The sequence below is a fragment of the Peribacillus sp. NPDC094092 genome (assembly GCF_050279365.1).
Classification (GTDB): domain Bacteria; phylum Bacillota; class Bacilli; order Bacillales; family DSM-1321; genus Peribacillus.
On sequence record NZ_JBNNUC010000001.1, the window covers coordinates 1659928 to 1678502 of the forward strand.

Sequence of the window (18575 nt, forward strand, 5' to 3'; positions counted from 1 at the left end):
TCCCCCTTGTATCCCGGTTTAATAGGCTTTTTCACCAAACTGATGGAAATTGAATCTCAAAAGAAAAATTCATCTTGATTGAACGCATCATATATAGCTTTTCTTTCTTTGAAACCCTGTTCGTCCTTAATCGATACTCCAGCTACTAAACTATTCAATAATGAGAATAAAACCGGTGCCGTATCGATAGTGGAAGTCCTAGGTGCTGAAATGGGCAATAATATGTCAGCGTATTCAGCAATTGGAGCCAATTCAGAATCCGTAACACCAATTACAAATGCACCCGCTTTTTTGGCCATTTCCGTGATTTTCACAGTCTCTTTAACATAGCGGTGAAAAGAAATTGAAACAAAAACGGAATTTTCAGTCATTTTATTCAACAGTAAAAAAATATCATCCGTATCAGGCCTATATAAATGGACCTCTTCCCTAACAAGCCTCAGCGTAAAAGTTAACCAATGTGCTGCCGAAAATGATAACCGGTGTCCGGATATCAAAACATTGTCAGCTGCCGCCAATTTGTCGACTGTTTTGGAGAAATCTTCATTTGATAGATTATTCATTGTCTTTTCGATGCTGATGATATCTTGCCCCATCACTTGAGCCATGAAGTTTGGCTGATTCGCGGCTTCAAGTTTTGAAGAATGATATTCATTCAAACTGCTGCTCTCGTATATCAACTGATTGCGAATTAGTTTTTGAAGTTCCGCATATCCACTTAACCCCAATGAATAGCAAAAACGGATGATGGTCGTTTCACTTACCCCTATATCTTTTCCGAGCTTTTGAGCTGAAGTGACTGCAAATGTATGTGAATGCACTAACAAGTATTTCGCGACCTTCTTTTGACCAGTGGATAAACCAGGGAATACTTCTTTAACTTTTTGCTGTAAATCCATAAAACATCCCCTCTGAAGCAAGATATGAATCCAATACTTTTTATATGACAATATGAAGTTTTAACTTCATCAATAATAGAGAGTATTTTATCACGGGACTTTCAATAAAACAATAATATTCTGAATTTTTAATCAAAAATAAGAGGGGCAAAATCATTCATCACACAAAAAAAACACGAAGATCCGTGGTTTCAGTTTGGCGACAAAATAGGATTCGAAGTCCGAATGGTGAAGGTCAAAGAAATTCGTGAACGGTAGAATATAGTATTCCGGTCTTTAAAGTTTTTGACCCTAATCCTCATGGGATTGAAGAAATTTGCGACACTCCTGCCGAATTACTGGCTAGCCAAGACACCACAGGCGCCTGCTTTGATGAGGCTTGGCAGACAGTCGGCGGAAAGGGAGCGGATTTCTGAAATCAACTGAACTTTTAAATAAAAAACTGCAGGCAAACTGAGTTTTCATAGAGTTTGCCTACAGCCAAAAACCACGAAGATGGACTCCGTGGTTTCAGTTAATCTTATTTTTTATGACGCTTTGCATAGCCGCAACGTTTGCATAATTCTTCAACTGCACATCTTCTCGAGAAACCATCGTACATATTTTTAGCCCGCTCACCATTTAAAATGTCTTCAAGTGATGTTTCGAATATATTTCCAAGCGGTATTTTCCCTTCACTATCCAAGCAACAAGGTACCACTGTACCATCCACCAAGATGCCCAACTGATCTCTAAGGGCATAGCAGAAAATATTTTCATCGATAATGTCACGATCCAATTCCGGCCACTCGAATTTTTCGGCCATATTTATATAAACCCGGTCCTTCAACTTAATATTATTCTTTTGCTGAAGAGCTTCACTTAAGCGAATGTCCAATGAAAGCTTCTCCTCCAGCATGCTAAGGATATCGTCGTTCAGTCCATTACTGGCTTTTAATTCAGCCGTATCCATATTCCATAAACGAATGGCACAAATCACTTCGCTTTTTTCATTTGCTTCATTTATGAAATCGGCAATATTACTGACATAAGAATCAAGACTGTTGCTTGTATCGTTTGCCTCAAAGCTATGAAGTGAAATATTCACCTGTCGAAGGGCTTTTTTGGATAGCAGCTTGTCTTTGACCTTTTGAATCAAGGTACCGTTCGTAGTAATATTCACCTTCAGGTCATTTTCAGCACTGATATCCAGGAATGTACCCAAATTTTTATTTAAAAATGGTTCACCCATCAGGTGAAAATAAATATGATCGGTGTGTGGTTTGATTTTCTTGATTACATCCGTAAACCCTTCAGGATCCATGAACTTCAGGGTCCTTTGCAAGCTGGAACTTGGACAAAAATTACACTTCAAATTACATATATTCGTAATTTCCACATAAACTTTCTTAAACTTTCTCATTTCTAATACCCCTACAATCAAGCTTATTGTTTCAATCTGATTCTAACTATACTGGTTAGCTGCTCATAAATGCAATGAAAACTTCATGGCAGCTAAACGGATGGGTATCACTTTCGATTGGCAACTAATCCGGTATCCACCATTTTTTGGACAACCTATAAAAGAAATCAGAAAAAAACATCTTCCCTAGGTGAAGATGTTCGGTAAGATGCATACCTTTTCCGCTTGTTCTGAAATCACTTTCCTTTTTGCTCCGTAACCTTCAAACTTAGTAATTTTTCATTTTTCAGATCATGTTGTACGGTCACGATGACATTGAATTGCTGACCTTTATCATCGACCAAAAATCTGAAATCGTCTTCGACGAGATTGTTCGATACAGTTTTTCTGCCCTTATATTCGTAATCATTAATCTTAACTTCAGGATAATCTGCCTGCACAACTGTAATGGCAATCTTTCCGTATTTTTCGTAATCGGGTTTTTGGGCCTGTGCTGAAATGGCCCCTGTTTGTATGATCAAAAAAATTCCCATTAGCATCACGATGACTTTTTTCAAAACCTTTTCCTCCTCATACTTTCCGCTTACTATTATTATGTAAAATTGTTCAGTTGTTATACAGCTGCTTCGCTTCTTTTACAAGCATGATACCCACCAATCGATTCCTCTCCCATTCCTCTGGAAACACAGTCAACGGCGGGTTGGTTTCATCCACTAAATAACTAAGTTCGATCGTCATTCCCGGGCGGCGGAATTCAGTTATGAACCAATCCGTAAATCCGCTTCCTACCGCTTCTTTTTCCGGAAAGGTCAATTCATATCCAGTCAATTCTGCAGTCTTTTTGGCAATTCCATAATCCCTCGCCATATATTTCCGTTTATTTTTATAATGCCAAAAGATTTCCCTTCCTGAGGTATGGTAGGAAACAGCGATAAGGGGATCGATCTCCTTCGTGAAATGAGTGAGCGCTTTCACTTCAGCTGCTTCCAATGGTTTTAGGCCTTTATAAAATTGATACGTTGGTTTTGTTTCATCACTCATGACTTCTTTCCATCCAGCCGGATACTGCCTATTTAAATCAATGCCTTCGGCGTTGGCTTTCCAGCGGGACCAATTTCTGCTAAATTGGTTCATTTTCCATACTGCAGCCTTTTCAAAAACATTTAAGTGGGAGAGATCTCCTTGCTGAATGCTTACTCCATCTGGATTCAGCATCGGGATGAACCAGATGCTCACTTCATCCAATGATTCCGTTCGATATTCTCCAACAGGTTTGCCTGCTCGATAGGCGGCTGCATATTCTTCAAGCATGCGCATTAAAAGTATGGAACTAAGCCATTCCCGTCCATGGTGTGATCCCACCAGCAAAATCGATCTTTTTCCTTTTCCTAATTTGATTGCCTTGATATTTTTCCCCTTTTCAGTTTGCCCGATTATTTTTACATCTAATTCATACTGCTTTTGGATTCCTTGCAAATCCATTTCCATCTGTTCAGGGGAATACACTTCTGCCGCCAGCGATGGTTCAGGGAAAAAAAGCAGCACCAATATTCCAATTACCATTATTTTTCTCATGTACTCACCTTTTATTTTTATTCAGGAAAAAAGCAACAACCGCGGTCCCAATACATCGCCACTTATTGTAAGGAAAAGTTCTGTCATATCTGAACAAAATATAAATAGCTCCTTATTAAGGGGGAGAAGAACATGAGGATTGCGGATTATGATCAGGCATTGTTTCACACACACCGTTCTGATTGGGACAGCTTGTTAGTATTGATGGTTCGAACGAAAGATCACTTTCTTTCGAAGAAAATAGAACATTTTTTGCACGCTTACAGGTTTGAGCATGATTATCAAATCGTTCAATCCCAGCTGTATGCACTGCTTCGCTATCTGGATCATGCGGCAGAAAAAACAAGTGATTATTTAAGTGAACTTCCAAGCTAAAATCAACTATAGTTTTTGCAAGACGGGAAAATTTATACAAGAGGATTAAGTATCGGGGATATAACTTTGGCTGGTGAAACCCTATAAAAACAAGGAAGGGTCAGGTATTAAATACCTGACCCCCATTTCATTATTTTTTCATTGCAGTATATGCAGTTGCATACATTTTAAGCTCTTCAATCATGCCTTCTACAAGTACGGCAGACTCTTCAAATAAACCATCATTTTCGTAATCGAAGCAATGTGGATCCAGTACCAATTGTTTAGCGATTACATTTGCATAAAGGCTTCGGCCCACTGTCCTCATGGAATTCAAGGCGTTGATTCCGCCTTTACCTCCGCCGGAAACAGCCAATAGTGCAACCGGTTTATGCGTGAATTGCTCACTGCTTAGAAAATCCAAGGCATTTTTCAAGGCCCCGCTCATGGAACCATGATATTCCGGAGTGGTCAGAATTACGCCATCGGCTTCCTCGATGCTTTTCCGAAGACCTTGAATCACATCCAATTGATATTGCTCACCTTCACCTGAATATAAAGGGATTTCACTATTGCTTAAATCGATAAGTTCCGCCCCGTATTTCTTGGATATGTAGCGAGAGGCTATCCCCGTACGCCCTTGTTTACGCGGTGAACCATTAATGATTACTAATTTCATGAATTTATACCTCCATTATTCCCGTTGTTTTCCGAGATCAGTCGCCAATACAGTATACCAAATCGGAAACGGAATTTCCTAGAATTTTGATCATTCATACTGCTGAAGAATTGCCATCAAAAAAACGAAAGACCATAGAAGGTCTTTCGTTAAGCTTTCATACATTTATACTAACGCTTCAATCTTGCTCATGAAATCTTCCATGACTCCCGATAACTTGGACTCTGCTTCTGGCATTGATTTACCCTGGACACCGAAATAGAATTTAATTTTCGGTTCAGTTCCAGATGGACGGAGGCAAACCCATGTACCATCTTCAAGGAAATACTTCAATACATTTGATTTCGGAAGCTCGATCAATTCTTCATTATTTGAAAGTAATGTACGTTTTTTGCTGCGTTGATAATCTTCTTCAGCAACTACCGGAATGCCTGCTATTCGGGATGGAGGATTTTGACGGAATTGATTCAATATTCCAGAAATCTGTTTCGCCCCCTCAATGCCCTTTAAAGTCATTGAACGCAATCCTTCCAAGTAAAAGCCGTATTTTTCAAACACATTCAGTAACCCTTCATATAGTGTCAATCCCTGCTTTTTATAATGAGCACAGACCTCAACTGCCAGCACTGCGGCTTGAATGGCATCTTTATCACGTGCAAAGTCTTTAATCAGGTAACCGTAGCTTTCTTCATATCCGAACAAAAAGCTATTTTCCCCGCTTGCATGATACTGATTTATTTTCTCGGCGATGAACTTAAACCCGGTAAGTACATCTACTGTCTTCAAGTCATATGACTCGGCAATCGCCCGCCCGATTTCTGAAGTGACGATGGTTTTTAAGACGACTCCATTTTGAGGAATCTTCCCTTTTTCTTTTTTCTGGGACAGTAAATAGTCCAGGAAAAGTGCACCTGTTTGATTTCCAGTCAGGACAACATATTGACCTACCTCGTTTTTCACGGCAATTCCAAGCCGATCGGCATCTGGGTCCGTGGCTATCAATAAGTCCGCTTCAACTTTGTTCCCAAGTTCGATGGCCATTTCAAATGCAGCTGGTTCCTCCGGATTTGGTGACTTAACTGTCGAAAAATCCGGATCGGGCAATTCCTGCTCTTTAACGATATGCAAATTTTGATATCCTAAACTTTGCAGTGCCCGCCTGACGGATTTATTGGCCGTTCCATGAAGCGGTGTAAAGACGATTGACACATCTATTTCCTCGGCAAGCTGCGGATTCTCGGGAACTGTGAGCAATTCACGATTATATGCGATATCCAATTCCTCCCCGACCATTTCGATGAGGCCCTTTCCTTTGAGGATATCAGCTTCTTCAATCTGAATTTCAAGCTCATTTTCAATGGCATTCACGTAGCTGATCACTTGATCGGCTGCTTCCGGTGGCAATTGTGCCCCATCCTGTCCATAAACCTTGTAACCATTATATTCAGGCGGATTGTGGCTTGCCGTGATGACGATCCCGGCAAAAGCATTCAGCTCGCGAACCGCAAATGACAATTCCGGAGTTGGACGCAGTTCATCGAATAAATAAGCCTTCACCCCAAATGTAGCCAAGGTCTTAGCTGCTTCGAGTGCAAACTCCGGGGACTTATGTCTCGAATCATAAGCGATCACAGCCCCTCTTCCTTTAGCCTCTTCCCCAAACGAAGAGATATATTGAGCCAACCCAACCGTAGCCTTCCTTACAGTGTAAAGATTCATCCGGTTCGTTCCCGCTCCGATTTCCCCACGCATTCCACCTGTTCCAAATTCTAAATTTTTATAAAAGGCATCTTCGAGTTTTGCTTCATCCCGCTGCATTTCCTCAAGGAGGACACGTAATTCCCCATTTAAATTCTGGTACCCTGCCCAAGTGGTGTATAAAGATTTCCAGCCCATCTCCAACATCTCCTCCAAAACGCCTAATTTGTAATTATTATGTATCTGCCTTACATATACAAAATTATCATATTTATTCCAATAAATGAAGTAAAGGCTCGTAATGAAAAGAACCAAATCTAGCGTTCTAACATCACGAGCTCTTTTACCTCATTATTTTTCGCCATCTTTATAATGCAGATTGTATATATCATGGCGGCGATCTTTCAATTGCCTTACAGTACCAGACTGACGCTCCCGCCTTAAAATCTCCAAATCAACATCGCCAATCAAGACCATTTCAAGGTTCGGGCTGGTTTCCCCGACAATGCCGTCACGCGCAAATTCGAAATCCGATGGAGCGAATATTCCCGATTGGGCATACTGAATATCCATATTTTCCGTTTGCGGAAGATTCCCGACCGTTCCGGAAATGACGGTATAAATTTGGTTTTCCACAGCACGGGCCTGAGCACAATAACGAACTCGCAGGTAGCCTTGCCTGTCTTCCGTACAAAATGGAGTGAATATGATTTTGGCACCCATATCGGTAGCAATTCGGGCGAGTTCCGGAAACTCAATATCATAACAAATTTGTATGGCGATTTTTCCACAGTCCGTATCAAAGACTCGAACGCGGTCACCTGCGTTAATACCCCACCATTTTCTTTCATTTGGTGTGATATGAATTTTATATTGCTTTTCAATCGTCCCATCGCGGCGGAATAAATAAGCGATATTATAGATATTGTCATCATCTTCTTTTACGAAATGGGAACCGCCGATGATATTGACGTTATACCTTACAGCTAAAGTGGTAAACAATTCAATGTACTGCTCCGTGAAATCCGACAGTTTCCGTACAGCCAAGCTTGGTGATCTTTCATTCAAGAAAGACATCAACTGGGTGGTGAATAATTCCGGGAACACGGCAAAATCCGCATTAGCATCCGAAGCAACGTCAGTGAAATACTCGACTTGGTTAGCGAAGTCTTCGAATGAATCGATTTTACGCAGCATGTATTGCACGACGCAGATCCTCACTGGTTCTGATGTTTTGTAATAACGTTTTGTTTTCGGTTGATAATCGACGTTATTCCACTCCATGAGCGTAGCATACTTATTTGATTGCAGATCATCCGGTAAATAATTCGGATTGATCCTCATAAGCGTGAACCCATTTAAAAGCTGGAACGAAAGAACCGGATCATATATTTTATGCAATTGCACCTCTTTCACATATTCCCTTGGTAACAGTTCATCCGCATGTTTATGGTAATTGGGGATCCTGCCGCCGATAATGATGCTTTTTAAATTCAAATGGGCAACAAGTTCTTTTCTTGAATCATAAAGTCTTTGACCAATTTTCATCCTGCGGAATTTAGGATGGACCATGACCTCGATCCCATATAAATTATAACCGTCGGGATTATGATTCGTGATGTAGCCATTATCTGTTACATCATCCCATGTATGTCGGTCATCATATTCGTCAAAATTAATAATGAGACTGGAACATGAGCCAATCACTTTTCCATCATATTCAGCCACAAACTGTCCTTCCGGAAAAATTGCCAGATGACTCTCAAGCTGATCTCTCTTCCAGGGAACCATTCCAGGAAAGCAACTCGACTGCAAAGCAATTATTTCATCTATGTCTCCTAGCCTCATATTACGTATTTCCATTATTTTTTCATATTTATGCAGGTCCAAATTCGGCATTTTCCTCAGACTCCTTTAATCTCTTCCATAAGAATTATACCCCTTATTCAAAAATTAAAACAACTGAACCTACCTATGGATTTCAAAATTGCATGGATAAAAACCATACTTAATATCCGGTAAAAAGAATATATATTTTACAGACCCCGTCCATACATACTATACTTTTCATGAGAGCAAAAAGAGATGGGGAAGAGGAACCATGTACAAGACTATTTGCAATGGGGAAAACTTATTAACTGTGGCCTCGGCTACTCCATCATCGCTATGTTTGAAAGCTTTTTTACTCTGAAATGAAGCAAAATGAACCGTTTGCGCCCTGTTGGTATCAGCAGATCATCACATATCCTTTTACAATTCCAGGAATTGCAATCATTCGATAAGATCTTTGGATTTGCGTTTATACCATGATAGTAACAGCCATCGGTGCATACATTTCCATGTATCATTATTTGTAAAGGCTTCATTCCATGTACAGGACACTTTATAAACGTATGGGTTTCATCACCATCACGTTCTAGCCTTGACTGCATTCGTCATTATTTATTACATCGTATGGACAAGATCCAAGGAGGTTGCAGCTTAATGAAGAAAATGGCTATATTTTTAGTGATAATCGTCGCCCTTTTTGTCCTGCTGGGCGTTTTTACAAACATGAAAAAAGAAGAAAAATCAAAAGGAAATCCATACGGCAAGGATAAACTTAAACCTGCCACTGTCGATCAGCTGGATGACCCCAATTATCAAAATCTGATCCTTCCTGTCGAGTTGGAGAAGGACCTCCAAGATAGTAAAGAAGTGACCGTTTATTTCTATAGTCCTACGAATTCAATCAGTCAAAAAACCACACCAGTCGTGGCACCTTTGGCAGAGAAATTGGGTATTGATCTTGTTCAATTCAATCTTTTGGAGTTTGAACAAGGATGGAGCGATTATGGCATCAAAAAGACCCCGACCATCGTTCACTATAAAAATGGTGAAGAACAAGAACGAATCGTCGGCTTTAAAGATGAAGGAACCTTCGAGAAATGGTTCGAGGACCATGATATTAATTAAGGATGGAAAAAAATGAGCCGGCCCTAACGGAAATGCCTCCCCCGTTATAGCCGGCTCATTATTTTTGCCTTATACTAAATATTGATTCGCCACCTGGATGTCCATCATCTGCATATCATTATTCGCTTCATCATGATTTATACTTGAAAAATGGTCATAATAAAAGGGGAAGAAAATTCCGCATTCATTCAATAGAGTGATGTTATGTTGGAACAATTCTTCGGATTTAGATTCCATCACCATCAAATCTTCACTCTTCTGTTTGTCTAATATCGACATAAGGACTTGTAGACATGTCATTACTTGAAATGCGTCTCTTAATGTTGCCAAGTAAGTAACAGAACTTTGATTGGGCTCTAAAACGCCAATCTCGCGAAAATGAAGGATTTCACTTTCCGTAAAGTATTTGGGAAATACAGATTCGTAGAAACGAGAAACGAGACTCGCTATTTCTTGCTCTTGTTCTTCAGTTGAAGAAAAGACCGTCTTCACTAAAAAAACCACCTTTTTTCAGATCCGTTAGACCTATCTATTATATGTATATTCTAGGACAAGCGATTTCTTTCCTCATAGAATAACATAAATTTTGTAAAAAATATGTGGTAATTTCCACCACGGAATTTTCAGCAATAGGTCCAAGGTTACTTTTTTCATGACTCATCTTTAATTATTATATATTTTTTTCATTTAATTAAAACCAAAGTAGTCGAAAGTAGGAGTTCAATTGGAAAATTTTCAAATAACTAACCAACATTTAATAATAGACGTTCTCCAAAGTTGGAATGGATTAACATTGGAAAATCTTTTTAGGGAGCTGTGGAAGGCCCCAAAGAAATTAGTCCATGAATGGAGGATGAGTAAAAAAGTGACAGTGAACGGAAATTCCGTCACATGGTCAACCATTCTTAATGAAGGTGATACGATCAGCATCCCTTTATTGGATCACGCTGAGAATGAAACAGTTCAAGCGACAGACTTAGGAATTTCCATCATATATGAAGATGATGTGTTGTTGATAGCCAATAAACCGGCTGGAATGGATACTCACCCTTCTCAACCAGGTGAAGCCCATTCCCTCATCAATGGAGTGGCGCACCATCTTCAAAAAACCGGTCAGTCCTGCATGATCAAACATATTCATAGGCTTGATAAAGATACCACCGGTGCGGTCCTTTTTGCCAAAAACCGCCTCATTGGATCCATGCTGGATAGAATGTTGGAAGAAAGGGAAATCAAACGGACATATCTGGCTTTAGTCGAAGGAAACATTAAAAAGAACGAAGGCGAAATCAAAGAAAAGATTGGCCGCGACCGACACCATGCCACGAGACGAAGGGTTTCCCCTACAGGCCAGACGGCAGTCACCCATTATAAGGTACTCAATCGCGATCCCAAGAAAAACCTGACACTTGTCAGCTGCACGCTGGAAAGCGGCCGGACCCACCAAATCAGGGTACATTTCAGTCATTTGAATCATCCCTTGGCCGGAGATACCTTATACGGCGGAAAAAAGACATTTCCACGTCAAGCCCTGCATGCAGGAAAAATCGAATTCACCCACCCCATTTCAGAAAAAAAAATGAGCATTGAAGCTCCTTTCATTGATAAACCTGAAATATTCAATGTCACCATTCAAACTGAATAAACACCGTTCCTAAATGGAACCGTGCTCTTATTTCTTCCATTCATAAGATTTTCTGCATTTGGGCCGAATTGATGGTTTAAATACATGTTGGGACGAAATAAGTTCATTTTGACATAAAAAATAGCTGGCCACTTGGGCCAGCTTAATTTCCTCATTTATGAAGCTTTTCTCATGCCTTTTAAGATAAGGCTTAAGACAAAGACAAAAACGATAGCACCAATCAATGCTGGAATTATAGCGAAATCTGCTACTGAAGGTCCCCAGTTCCCAAGAATTAATGAACCTAACCATGCACCAACAAAACCAGCGATAATGTTACCGATAATTCCAAATGGTACGTCACGTCCAACGATCATACCCGCTAACCAACCAATGATACCTCCGATAATTAATGACCATAAAAATCCCATAATATATTTCCTCCTTAAAATTAGTTATTTTTTCAAACCTGCAGCAGACTCCAAGAAATCAAATCACTTCCATATTGTCATGCCTTTTTTCAGTTATTTTTACCTTTTACATTCAAATGGTATGATGCCGATTACGCACAATAACTAATGAATGTGAATGTTTTAGTTATTGGGTAGAGTTAGCTAGCTATAGCCCCTGAGTAACTGATTGGACAATCTCATGTTAGTGAATTTTTTCTTTTTGTTTGCCGCTGTACTCATTATTTTCCCCGTTTAATTAATCTAAAACCTAAATTTTTTTAAAATATTTGGCAACGAAAACAGGATTATAAGACATATTAAACGGGTATATCATAGGCTTAACTTTGTCACATAGTTAGTATAAGCAATAACTGTCTCAATTATGTTCATGAGGAAAAAGAAAAAGGATGCCCCATTCGGGACACCCTCCTATCATTTGCAGTATTCTTTTTAGAACAAAAGTTCATCAGGATTGCTGCCGAACCGTTCATTTTTGTTCAAGGCATCTATTTGATTCATTTCATTCAGGCTTAATGAAAAGTCAAATACCTCTGCGTTTTCCTCGATACGGGACGGCGTAATCGATTTAGGTATTACAACTAGATCATGTTGTAGATGCCATCTAATCAGCACTTGTGCTGAACTTTTCCCGTGCTTCTTCGCTATATGATTGATTGTCGGCTCTTCCAATAGGTTTCCTCTGCCTAGCGGGCTCCAAGATTCTACCTTTATTTCATGTTTTGCACAGTAATCACGAATTTCGACTTGAGTCAATAGTGGATGCAATTCAATTTGATTGACGACCGGTTTCACTTCACTGTTTGCAAGTAGATTCTCCAAATGATGAACATGAAAATTACTTACACCGATTGATTTCACCTTTCCATCCTTATAAAGCTTTTCCAATGCCCTCCAGGTTTCCAGATATTTATCTTTACCCGGCCAGTGGATCAGGTATAAATCCAAGTATTCCAAACCAAGGCGATTTATACTATCATCAAATGCCTGGAGCGTCGTTTCGTATCCTTGCTCTGTATTCCACACTTTAGATGTAATGAACAATTCTTCACGGGGCACTCCGCATTCCCTAATCGCCTGACCAACACCTTCTTCATTTTCATAAATGGCCGCCGTATCAATTGCACGATAACCAACTTCGATCGCTTTCTTGACGGACTCAACCGTTTCATTGCCGCTTTTCACTTTAAATACACCGAAGCCTAACTGTGGCATTTTAACTCCATTATGTAAGGTGATCGTTTCCCCAATATTTGAAATCATTCCATCATTCCCCCTTACTTTTATTTACCAATTATACATCTCCCCACCTCCTATTTCTAACCATAAGCCTCGGGATTTATAGACACCTTTTAGCGCCAAAATTCCCCTTAAATACCATTTATATATATTAGAGGGGGGCATTTTATCTTTTTAATCATTCACTAAGTTAAATATTTTGTAAAAAAAAGACGAAACATCTATCCTTATAGGTATGAAATTCGTTACAATTGAATAGTTCGACTTACAACCAAGTAAAAAAGAAGGTGCCAAATTTAAGAATAATCAAATGTAAAACTCCCATTCTAAATATAGAGGAGTTGCAAACTGTCCTGCCCAGTCATTGGTGACAATCCATATACACTTTACATACTTGAAATTAAGGGAGTCCTCCATGTATGAATAGCATTCTCATCTTAACCGCGCTAATTATTATTTTTGCTTTGGTCTTTGACTTTATCAATGGTTTCCATGATACGGCCAACGCCATCGCTACAGCAGTATCAACCAAGGCGCTTAAACCACGTCATGCCATCATCATGGCTGCGGTCATGAATTTATTAGGAGCACTGACCTTTACCGGTGTAGCGCATACCATTACGAAGGATATCGTTGATCCTTTCACATTGAACAATGGTTCTTATGTAATCCTTGCTGCACTGCTTTCGGCAATTATATGGAATTTAATCACTTGGTATTTTGGCATTCCAAGCAGTTCCTCCCATGCAATTATTGGTTCAATAGCGGGAGCTGCCATTGTGGCTAGTGGATTCGATGCGATTAAATGGAGTGGATTCACTAAAATTGTACAAGCATTGATTCTATCCCCTATCCTTGCCTTCACGCTTGGGTTCATTGTATACAGTATTTTCAAGGTGGTATTCAAAAATAATAATTTAGGGAAAACCAATAAGCGTTTCAGGAGAATACAAATTCTCACGGCGGCCATCCAATCTTATACACATGGAACGAATGATGCTCAAAAATCCATGGGTATCATCACGATGGCTTTAATCGCTAACGGATATGCCTCTACGTCTGAAGTTCCTTTCTGGGTACAACTATCCTGTGCAATAGCCATGGCGCTTGGTACATCAATCGGGGGTTGGAAGATCATCAAAACTGTTGGCGGTAAAATCATGAAAATCCGCCCAGTTAACGGAGTGGCTGCCGATATGACTGGAGCAGCCATCATTTTCGGTGCAACCTTCTTGCATATGCCGGTCAGCACGACACATGTTATTTCTTCTTCCATACTTGGGGTCGGTTCTGCACACCGCATCAAAGGTGTAAAGTGGGGAACCGCAAAAAATATGTTGATCACTTGGTTCATTACATTGCCAATTTCCGCTTCCTTAGCTGGTATCATTTACTATTTAATTGCATTATTTTTATAAAACCCTTTGCCTTTCCATATTGGAAAGGCTTTTTATATACAAATTTCCCCTTATAATTGTAGGATTTTTCCCATTTTTTAATTTTGCTTGTGTTTTTATATAAAGTTTTATTAAGATTTTGTAAATTTTCGTCGAAAAACCTTCCCGAATACTATGTGAATTCGTTACAATCATTTTGTTAATACTAAGCGTACGACTAAAGTGCGTAAATTTTGCATGACTAATTGGGAGGCTTTAACATGGCTTTTAAATCAAAAAAAGACAAATTCGCAGTAATGCTTTTTAACATCGCTCAAAACCTTAAAGAAGGTGCTGACTATTTCGCGGATTATAAACTCAAAAACATCTCCGATCTCAAAGTATTTTCAGATACGATGAAAGACTATGAGCATAAAGGCGATTCAATGGTTCATAATGTGATTAAAGAGCTGAACAATGCCTTCATCACTCCTATCGAACGGGAAGATATACTTGAATTGACCATGAGAATGGATGATGTCATAGACGGTTTGGAACACTGTGCGGCATTATTCGAAATGTACTCAATCGTCAATGCAGATGAGTATATGCTTAAGTTTGTGGATGCAATCAAACAGTGTACGTATGAGATTGAAAATGCCGTCGATACACTATCCACTAAAAAATTGCCAATGATTCGTGAACATGCAATCAAAATTAAAGATCTTGAATCCGTATGTGACGGAATCCAACGTCAATCAATCAAAAACTTGTTTACAGTTGAAAAAGACCCAATCAGGATCATTCAATATAAAGAAATTTATGAAAGCCTTGAAGACATTGCCGATCACTGTCAAGCAGTGGCCAATACACTTGAAACAATCATAATGAAAAACGCCTAAGGAGTACCCCAATAAATGGATACTTTATTAATTATAACAATATTAATCGTTTTCTTTGCTTTAGCATTTGACTTCATCAATGGTTTTCATGATACAGCAAATGCAATAGCGACTGCTGTTTCAACAAAGGCCTTGAAGCCTAGGCATGCCATCATCATGGCAGCTGTCATGAATTTCGTCGGAGCCATGACATTTACTGGAGTGGCGAAGACAATAACGAAGGATATCGTGGATCCGTTCACGCTTCCGAATGGTTCATATGTAATTATGGCTGCTCTACTTGCCGCTATCATATGGAACCTTCTAACCTGGTATTACGGAATACCAAGCAGTTCCTCCCATGCATTGATTGGTTCGATTGCTGGTGCAGCCATTGCTGCAGCAGGATTCGCTGGGATTAACTGGGGAGGATTCTTGAAAATTCTTCAAGCTTTGATCTTCTCCCCGCTAATTGCTTTTGCAATCGGGTTTATCGTATACAGCATCTTTAAAGTTGTCTTTAAAAACAATAACCTGACAAAAACAAACCAAAAATTCCGGACTATACAGATTGCTACTGCAGCACTTCAATCGTATACCCACGGAACGAACGATGCACAAAAAGCGATGGGTATCATCACGATGGCCCTTATTGCAAATGGTTATGCATCAAGTACCGATATCGCCTTCTGGGTTCAATTCTCCTGTGCGTTAGCAATGGGACTTGGAACTTCGGTCGGCGGTTGGAAGATCATTAAAACCGTTGGCGGCAAAATCATGAAAATCCGTCCGGTAAATGGTGTAGCAGCGGATTTAACCGGAGCCTTTATCATTTTCGGTGCGACTATAATACACATGCCAGTCAGTACAACCCATGTTATTTCGTCTTCAATCCTTGGGGTTGGATCAGCGCATCGTGTCAAGGGCGTAAAATGGGGAACGGCACAAAGAATGATCATCACTTGGTTCATTACCATTCCCATCTCGGCAACATTAGCTGGTTTGCTTTATCTTTTAATTAACTTCCTATTCTAAAATAAAATCCCTTCCGGTTTCCATCGGTAGGGATTTTCTGTTTTAACAAAGGATTTATCTATGCTTATTAATAGGAAATCGTTTAAAATTCAAGGAGAAGGAATTTTTTTAGTGAGGGGCAAAAAAAATGAAGGAATTCGAAAAAAATAGAGATATTTTTAAAGACCTTTATGGAGATATGATGGAGTTTGCCGATAGAATCAGTTCTGTTTTAGGTTGCCCCATTACGATCGAGGACGGTAACCACCGCTTACTTGCATATAGCACACATGATGATACGACGGATCAGGCTCGTATCATGACCATAATCGGAAGACGAGTCCCTGAAAAGGTCATCAATAGTTTATGGAAAGATGGCTTCATCCCCGCGTTATTGAAAGAAGATGCCCCCATTAAAATCGGGGCCATCAATGATGTCGGTCTGGGTAACAGGGTTGCAGTTTCCATCCGGAAAAATAATGAAGTTCTAGGGTTCATTTGGGCTTTGGAAGTAAATGAACCTTTCTCCGAAGAAGATATGAAATTTCTGCAATTCGCTGCCAAGGAGGCGAAGAACCAGTTACAGCAATTGCAATTGAAAAAGAAAAGGAAAGAAGCAGGTCATCAAGAGTTCCTTTGGCGCATGTTGACCGGACACTACCAAGAAGAATCGGAAATAATTGAAAACTATAAGAAATTTGCCATCCACGTTCCAATGGTTTTTTCCATATTGGTATTCGAATTTCCTAAAGAAATCAATCGCGAAGTGGAGCGCTACATTTCATACATGTTAACGACCACTCAAAAGATAAACAGTTCCTTATTTGCCATTGACCATAACAAGCTCATTCTTTTGGCGGGAGGCAACCAGGAAAACAGCCCTTCTTTCACTTCATCGATTTATGAGTTCATTCCTTTTTTCATCCTGGAGATGAAACGGCGTTTTGGTGTTGAGCATATCCTTGGAACGGCTGGCAATATGTATAAAAACTTAACGGATGTCAAATCAAGTTACGAAGAAGCTCAATACACCCTTAAAATGAAGAATATTTTTCCAGATGACATGAAACTCATATTACATTATGAAGAACTTGGCATGTTTCAAATGATTGAAACACTCGCAAGCAACAAACAGCGTCGTGTTCATCCTTCCATCCTTAAGCTAAAAGCATACGACATGAAAAACCAGACGGAATTGCTGCAAACACTCACTGTCTATCTAGAGAAAGACTGTAATCCAAATGAAGCTTCAAGTAATCTTCATGTCCATGTGAATACATTGAATTACCGATTAAAAAGAATCGCTGAAGTGGGAAATATTCGGCTTAAAGACCCGATTCAAAAAATGACCCTCTTTCTTAACATTAAACTTAATCAATATGATGAATTTTACAAGAAAAATTAATGATATATTCCCTGATATGGAATACTAGAAGTGTGGAAAGGTTGATCATATGAAACTTGAAACAAAAGAAGATCTTAAAAAAGAATTAACCATCATTGAAAAATGGGAGAAAGATCAGAAAGGACTATGGTTTTGGGAACGGATCGGACGGATTCCCTTCAAGCTATTGGATAAGTTGACACCGGATTTTATTCAGAAAAAATTGGGTGTCATGCTCGATGAAATCGGCAGCTACATTCAGAATGGCGGAAAATATTTAACGAAAGAAGCTCATATTCTAAGTCAGCTGCAAGCCAAGGTTCCCGAGTTGGATATTAACGCCTTGGAAGATGTTTCGAGCATACCCCTCCATATCATGGATAGCGTGAGTCAGGATATTAAAAATTCAGGCAGCAAAATGGCAACGGTCCAAGGTGCCACTACAGGGATTGGCGGAATCTTCACCTTGGCCATCGACATCCCCCTTCTTCTCGGCATGTCGATCAAAACGCTTCAGGATATCGCCATCACATATGGATTCAATCCTAGAGACCGGCAAGAACGTATTTTCATCGTCAAATGTTTGCAATTCACAACATCGGATGTTGTCGGCAAAAAGGCTCTATTAAATGAATTGTCAAAAATGAACCAGACCGATTCCCAATCAAAAAGGGAAATAGCATCCGAACTTCAAGGTTGGCGGGAAGTCGTTTATACATACCGTGATCAGTTTGGTTGGAAAAAGCTTTTGCAAATGGTTCCTGTTGCCGGAATCATCTTTGGCGCCCTTACAAATCGTTCCATGATTGCCGATATAGCCGATACAGGAATCATGCTATATAAGAAAAGAAGGATTTTAGAGCGCATTCAAGAACCTACTGCAAAGAATTGAATTCAGTTTTAAAAAGGTTTTGTTCCTGTCGAGCCCATATTTTATGATACTGCGTTTGTGGAATTCCACAAATACACCTTTTTCAATTTTCTGATTTCCACATACTAACTATTCCTTTTTCCAACTATACTTG

The 18575-nt window shown here is 39.6% G+C and carries 18 protein-coding genes; 8 read left to right on the forward strand and 10 right to left on the reverse strand.

The features are described 5' to 3' along the window. Window positions 1–56: 56 nt before the first annotated feature. The 4 genes from ACQKNS_RS07975 to ACQKNS_RS07990 form a co-directional block, all read right to left on the reverse strand. On the reverse strand, window positions 57–899 hold the full coding sequence (locus ACQKNS_RS07975) for a MurR/RpiR family transcriptional regulator (RefSeq protein ID WP_427641936.1): 843 nt from the start codon (window positions 897–899) through the stop codon (window positions 57–59). 520 nt (window positions 900–1419) lie between these two features. After that, a complete protein-coding gene (locus tag ACQKNS_RS07980; RefSeq protein WP_076367611.1) occupies window positions 1420–2301 on the reverse strand; it encodes a radical SAM/SPASM domain-containing protein in 882 nt (293 codons plus the stop codon). Window positions 2302–2537: 236 nt separating this feature from the next. After that, entirely contained in the window at window positions 2538–2858 is a 321-nt protein-coding gene (locus tag ACQKNS_RS07985; protein ID WP_427641937.1) for a DUF3889 domain-containing protein, read from the reverse strand. 49 nt (window positions 2859–2907) lie between these two features. Continuing rightward, a complete protein-coding gene (locus ACQKNS_RS07990; RefSeq protein WP_427641938.1) occupies window positions 2908–3876 on the reverse strand; it encodes a M14 family zinc carboxypeptidase in 969 nt (322 codons plus the stop codon). Between the two features lie 132 nt (window positions 3877–4008). On the opposite strand from ACQKNS_RS07990, the gene ACQKNS_RS07995 reads away from it, so the two are divergent. Further along, entirely contained in the window at window positions 4009–4251 is a 243-nt protein-coding gene (locus ACQKNS_RS07995) for a YhdB family protein (protein ID WP_048689737.1), read from the forward strand. Between the two features lie 130 nt (window positions 4252–4381). On the opposite strand, the gene ACQKNS_RS08000 is transcribed toward ACQKNS_RS07995, so the two are convergent. From ACQKNS_RS08000 to ACQKNS_RS08010, 3 genes are all read right to left on the reverse strand, one after another. Further along, window positions 4382–4909, reverse strand: a complete 528-nt coding sequence (locus tag ACQKNS_RS08000; RefSeq protein ID WP_076367619.1) for an NADPH-dependent FMN reductase — start codon at window positions 4907–4909, stop codon at window positions 4382–4384. A gap of 165 nt (window positions 4910–5074) precedes the next feature. Further along, window positions 5075–6805: a phospho-sugar mutase gene (locus ACQKNS_RS08005; protein ID WP_427641939.1), complete on the reverse strand. Its 1731-nt coding sequence runs from the start codon at window positions 6803–6805 to the stop codon at window positions 5075–5077. A 153-nt stretch (window positions 6806–6958) separates the two neighbouring features. Next, entirely contained in the window at window positions 6959–8506 is a 1548-nt protein-coding gene (locus ACQKNS_RS08010; RefSeq protein ID WP_427641940.1) for a GNAT family N-acetyltransferase, read from the reverse strand. A gap of 585 nt (window positions 8507–9091) precedes the next feature. Here ACQKNS_RS08010 and ACQKNS_RS08015 point away from each other — a divergent pair. Continuing rightward, on the forward strand, window positions 9092–9562 hold the full coding sequence (locus tag ACQKNS_RS08015; RefSeq protein ID WP_427641941.1) for a thioredoxin family protein: 471 nt from the start codon (window positions 9092–9094) through the stop codon (window positions 9560–9562). Window positions 9563–9631: 69 nt separating this feature from the next. Here ACQKNS_RS08015 and ACQKNS_RS08020 read toward each other — a convergent pair whose 3' ends face one another. Further along, window positions 9632–10054, reverse strand: coding sequence for a DUF5365 family protein (locus tag ACQKNS_RS08020; RefSeq protein ID WP_427641942.1), 423 nt, complete (start codon window positions 10052–10054; stop codon window positions 9632–9634). Between the two features lie 232 nt (window positions 10055–10286). On the opposite strand from ACQKNS_RS08020, the gene ACQKNS_RS08025 reads away from it, so the two are divergent. Next, window positions 10287–11207, forward strand: a complete 921-nt coding sequence (locus tag ACQKNS_RS08025) for an RluA family pseudouridine synthase (RefSeq protein WP_427641943.1) — start codon at window positions 10287–10289, stop codon at window positions 11205–11207. A gap of 155 nt (window positions 11208–11362) precedes the next feature. Here ACQKNS_RS08025 and ACQKNS_RS08030 read toward each other — a convergent pair whose 3' ends face one another. Both ACQKNS_RS08030 and ACQKNS_RS08035 read right to left on the reverse strand, forming a co-directional pair. Further along, entirely contained in the window at window positions 11363–11617 is a 255-nt protein-coding gene (locus tag ACQKNS_RS08030) for a GlsB/YeaQ/YmgE family stress response membrane protein (RefSeq protein WP_179086047.1), read from the reverse strand. Between the two features lie 471 nt (window positions 11618–12088). Beyond that, window positions 12089–12919 carry an aldo/keto reductase gene (locus ACQKNS_RS08035; RefSeq protein WP_427641944.1) on the reverse strand — a complete coding sequence of 277 codons (831 nt, stop codon included), beginning with the start codon at window positions 12917–12919 and terminating at the stop codon, window positions 12089–12091. Window positions 12920–13314: 395 nt separating this feature from the next. Between ACQKNS_RS08035 and ACQKNS_RS08040 the strand changes: the two genes are divergently transcribed. The 5 genes from ACQKNS_RS08040 to ACQKNS_RS08060 all read left to right on the forward strand — a co-directional run bounded on the left by ACQKNS_RS08040 (window position 13315) and on the right by ACQKNS_RS08060 (window position 18442). Then, window positions 13315–14313, forward strand: coding sequence for an inorganic phosphate transporter (locus tag ACQKNS_RS08040; protein WP_283901094.1), 999 nt, complete (start codon window positions 13315–13317; stop codon window positions 14311–14313). Between the two features lie 239 nt (window positions 14314–14552). Next, window positions 14553–15173, forward strand: coding sequence for a DUF47 domain-containing protein (locus tag ACQKNS_RS08045; RefSeq protein WP_427641945.1), 621 nt, complete (start codon window positions 14553–14555; stop codon window positions 15171–15173). 15 nt (window positions 15174–15188) lie between these two features. Beyond that, window positions 15189–16187, forward strand: coding sequence for an inorganic phosphate transporter (locus ACQKNS_RS08050; protein WP_427641946.1), 999 nt, complete (start codon window positions 15189–15191; stop codon window positions 16185–16187). A 127-nt stretch (window positions 16188–16314) separates the two neighbouring features. After that, a complete protein-coding gene (locus tag ACQKNS_RS08055) occupies window positions 16315–17571 on the forward strand; it encodes a PucR family transcriptional regulator (protein WP_427641947.1) in 1257 nt (418 codons plus the stop codon). Window positions 17572–17620: 49 nt separating this feature from the next. Beyond that, the gene (locus tag ACQKNS_RS08060; protein WP_427641948.1) at window positions 17621–18442 is read left to right on the forward strand and encodes an EcsC family protein; all 822 of its coding nucleotides are present in this window, start codon (window positions 17621–17623) and stop codon (window positions 18440–18442) included. Window positions 18443–18575 lie beyond the last annotated feature (133 nt).

What these genes read in the sequence shown, in the direction of transcription:
- ACQKNS_RS07975 (WP_427641936.1), bottom strand. Translation starts at nt 899, where the DNA reads ATGGATTTACAGCAAAAAGTTAAAGAAGTATTCCCTGGTTTATCCACT.
- ACQKNS_RS07980 (WP_076367611.1), bottom strand. Translation starts at nt 2,301, where the DNA reads ATGAGAAAGTTTAAGAAAGTTTATGTGGAAATTACGAATATATGTAAT.
- ACQKNS_RS07990 (WP_427641938.1), bottom strand. Translation starts at nt 3,876, where the DNA reads ATGAGAAAAATAATGGTAATTGGAATATTGGTGCTGCTTTTTTTCCCT.
- ACQKNS_RS07995 (WP_048689737.1), top strand. Translation starts at nt 4,009, where the DNA reads ATGAGGATTGCGGATTATGATCAGGCATTGTTTCACACACACCGTTCT.
- ACQKNS_RS08000 (WP_076367619.1), bottom strand. Translation starts at nt 4,909, where the DNA reads ATGAAATTAGTAATCATTAATGGTTCACCGCGTAAACAAGGGCGTACG.
- ACQKNS_RS08005 (WP_427641939.1), bottom strand. Translation starts at nt 6,805, where the DNA reads ATGGGCTGGAAATCTTTATACACCACTTGGGCAGGGTACCAGAATTTA.
- ACQKNS_RS08010 (WP_427641940.1), bottom strand. Translation starts at nt 8,506, where the DNA reads ATGCCGAATTTGGACCTGCATAAATATGAAAAAATAATGGAAATACGT.
- ACQKNS_RS08015 (WP_427641941.1), top strand. Translation starts at nt 9,092, where the DNA reads ATGAAGAAAATGGCTATATTTTTAGTGATAATCGTCGCCCTTTTTGTC.
- ACQKNS_RS08030 (WP_179086047.1), bottom strand. Translation starts at nt 11,617, where the DNA reads ATGGGATTTTTATGGTCATTAATTATCGGAGGTATCATTGGTTGGTTA.
- ACQKNS_RS08035 (WP_427641944.1), bottom strand. Translation starts at nt 12,919, where the DNA reads ATGATTTCAAATATTGGGGAAACGATCACCTTACATAATGGAGTTAAA.
- ACQKNS_RS08040 (WP_283901094.1), top strand. Translation starts at nt 13,315, where the DNA reads ATGAATAGCATTCTCATCTTAACCGCGCTAATTATTATTTTTGCTTTG.
- ACQKNS_RS08045 (WP_427641945.1), top strand. Translation starts at nt 14,553, where the DNA reads ATGGCTTTTAAATCAAAAAAAGACAAATTCGCAGTAATGCTTTTTAAC.
- ACQKNS_RS08050 (WP_427641946.1), top strand. Translation starts at nt 15,189, where the DNA reads ATGGATACTTTATTAATTATAACAATATTAATCGTTTTCTTTGCTTTA.
- ACQKNS_RS08055 (WP_427641947.1), top strand. Translation starts at nt 16,315, where the DNA reads ATGAAGGAATTCGAAAAAAATAGAGATATTTTTAAAGACCTTTATGGA.
- ACQKNS_RS08060 (WP_427641948.1), top strand. Translation starts at nt 17,621, where the DNA reads ATGAAACTTGAAACAAAAGAAGATCTTAAAAAAGAATTAACCATCATT.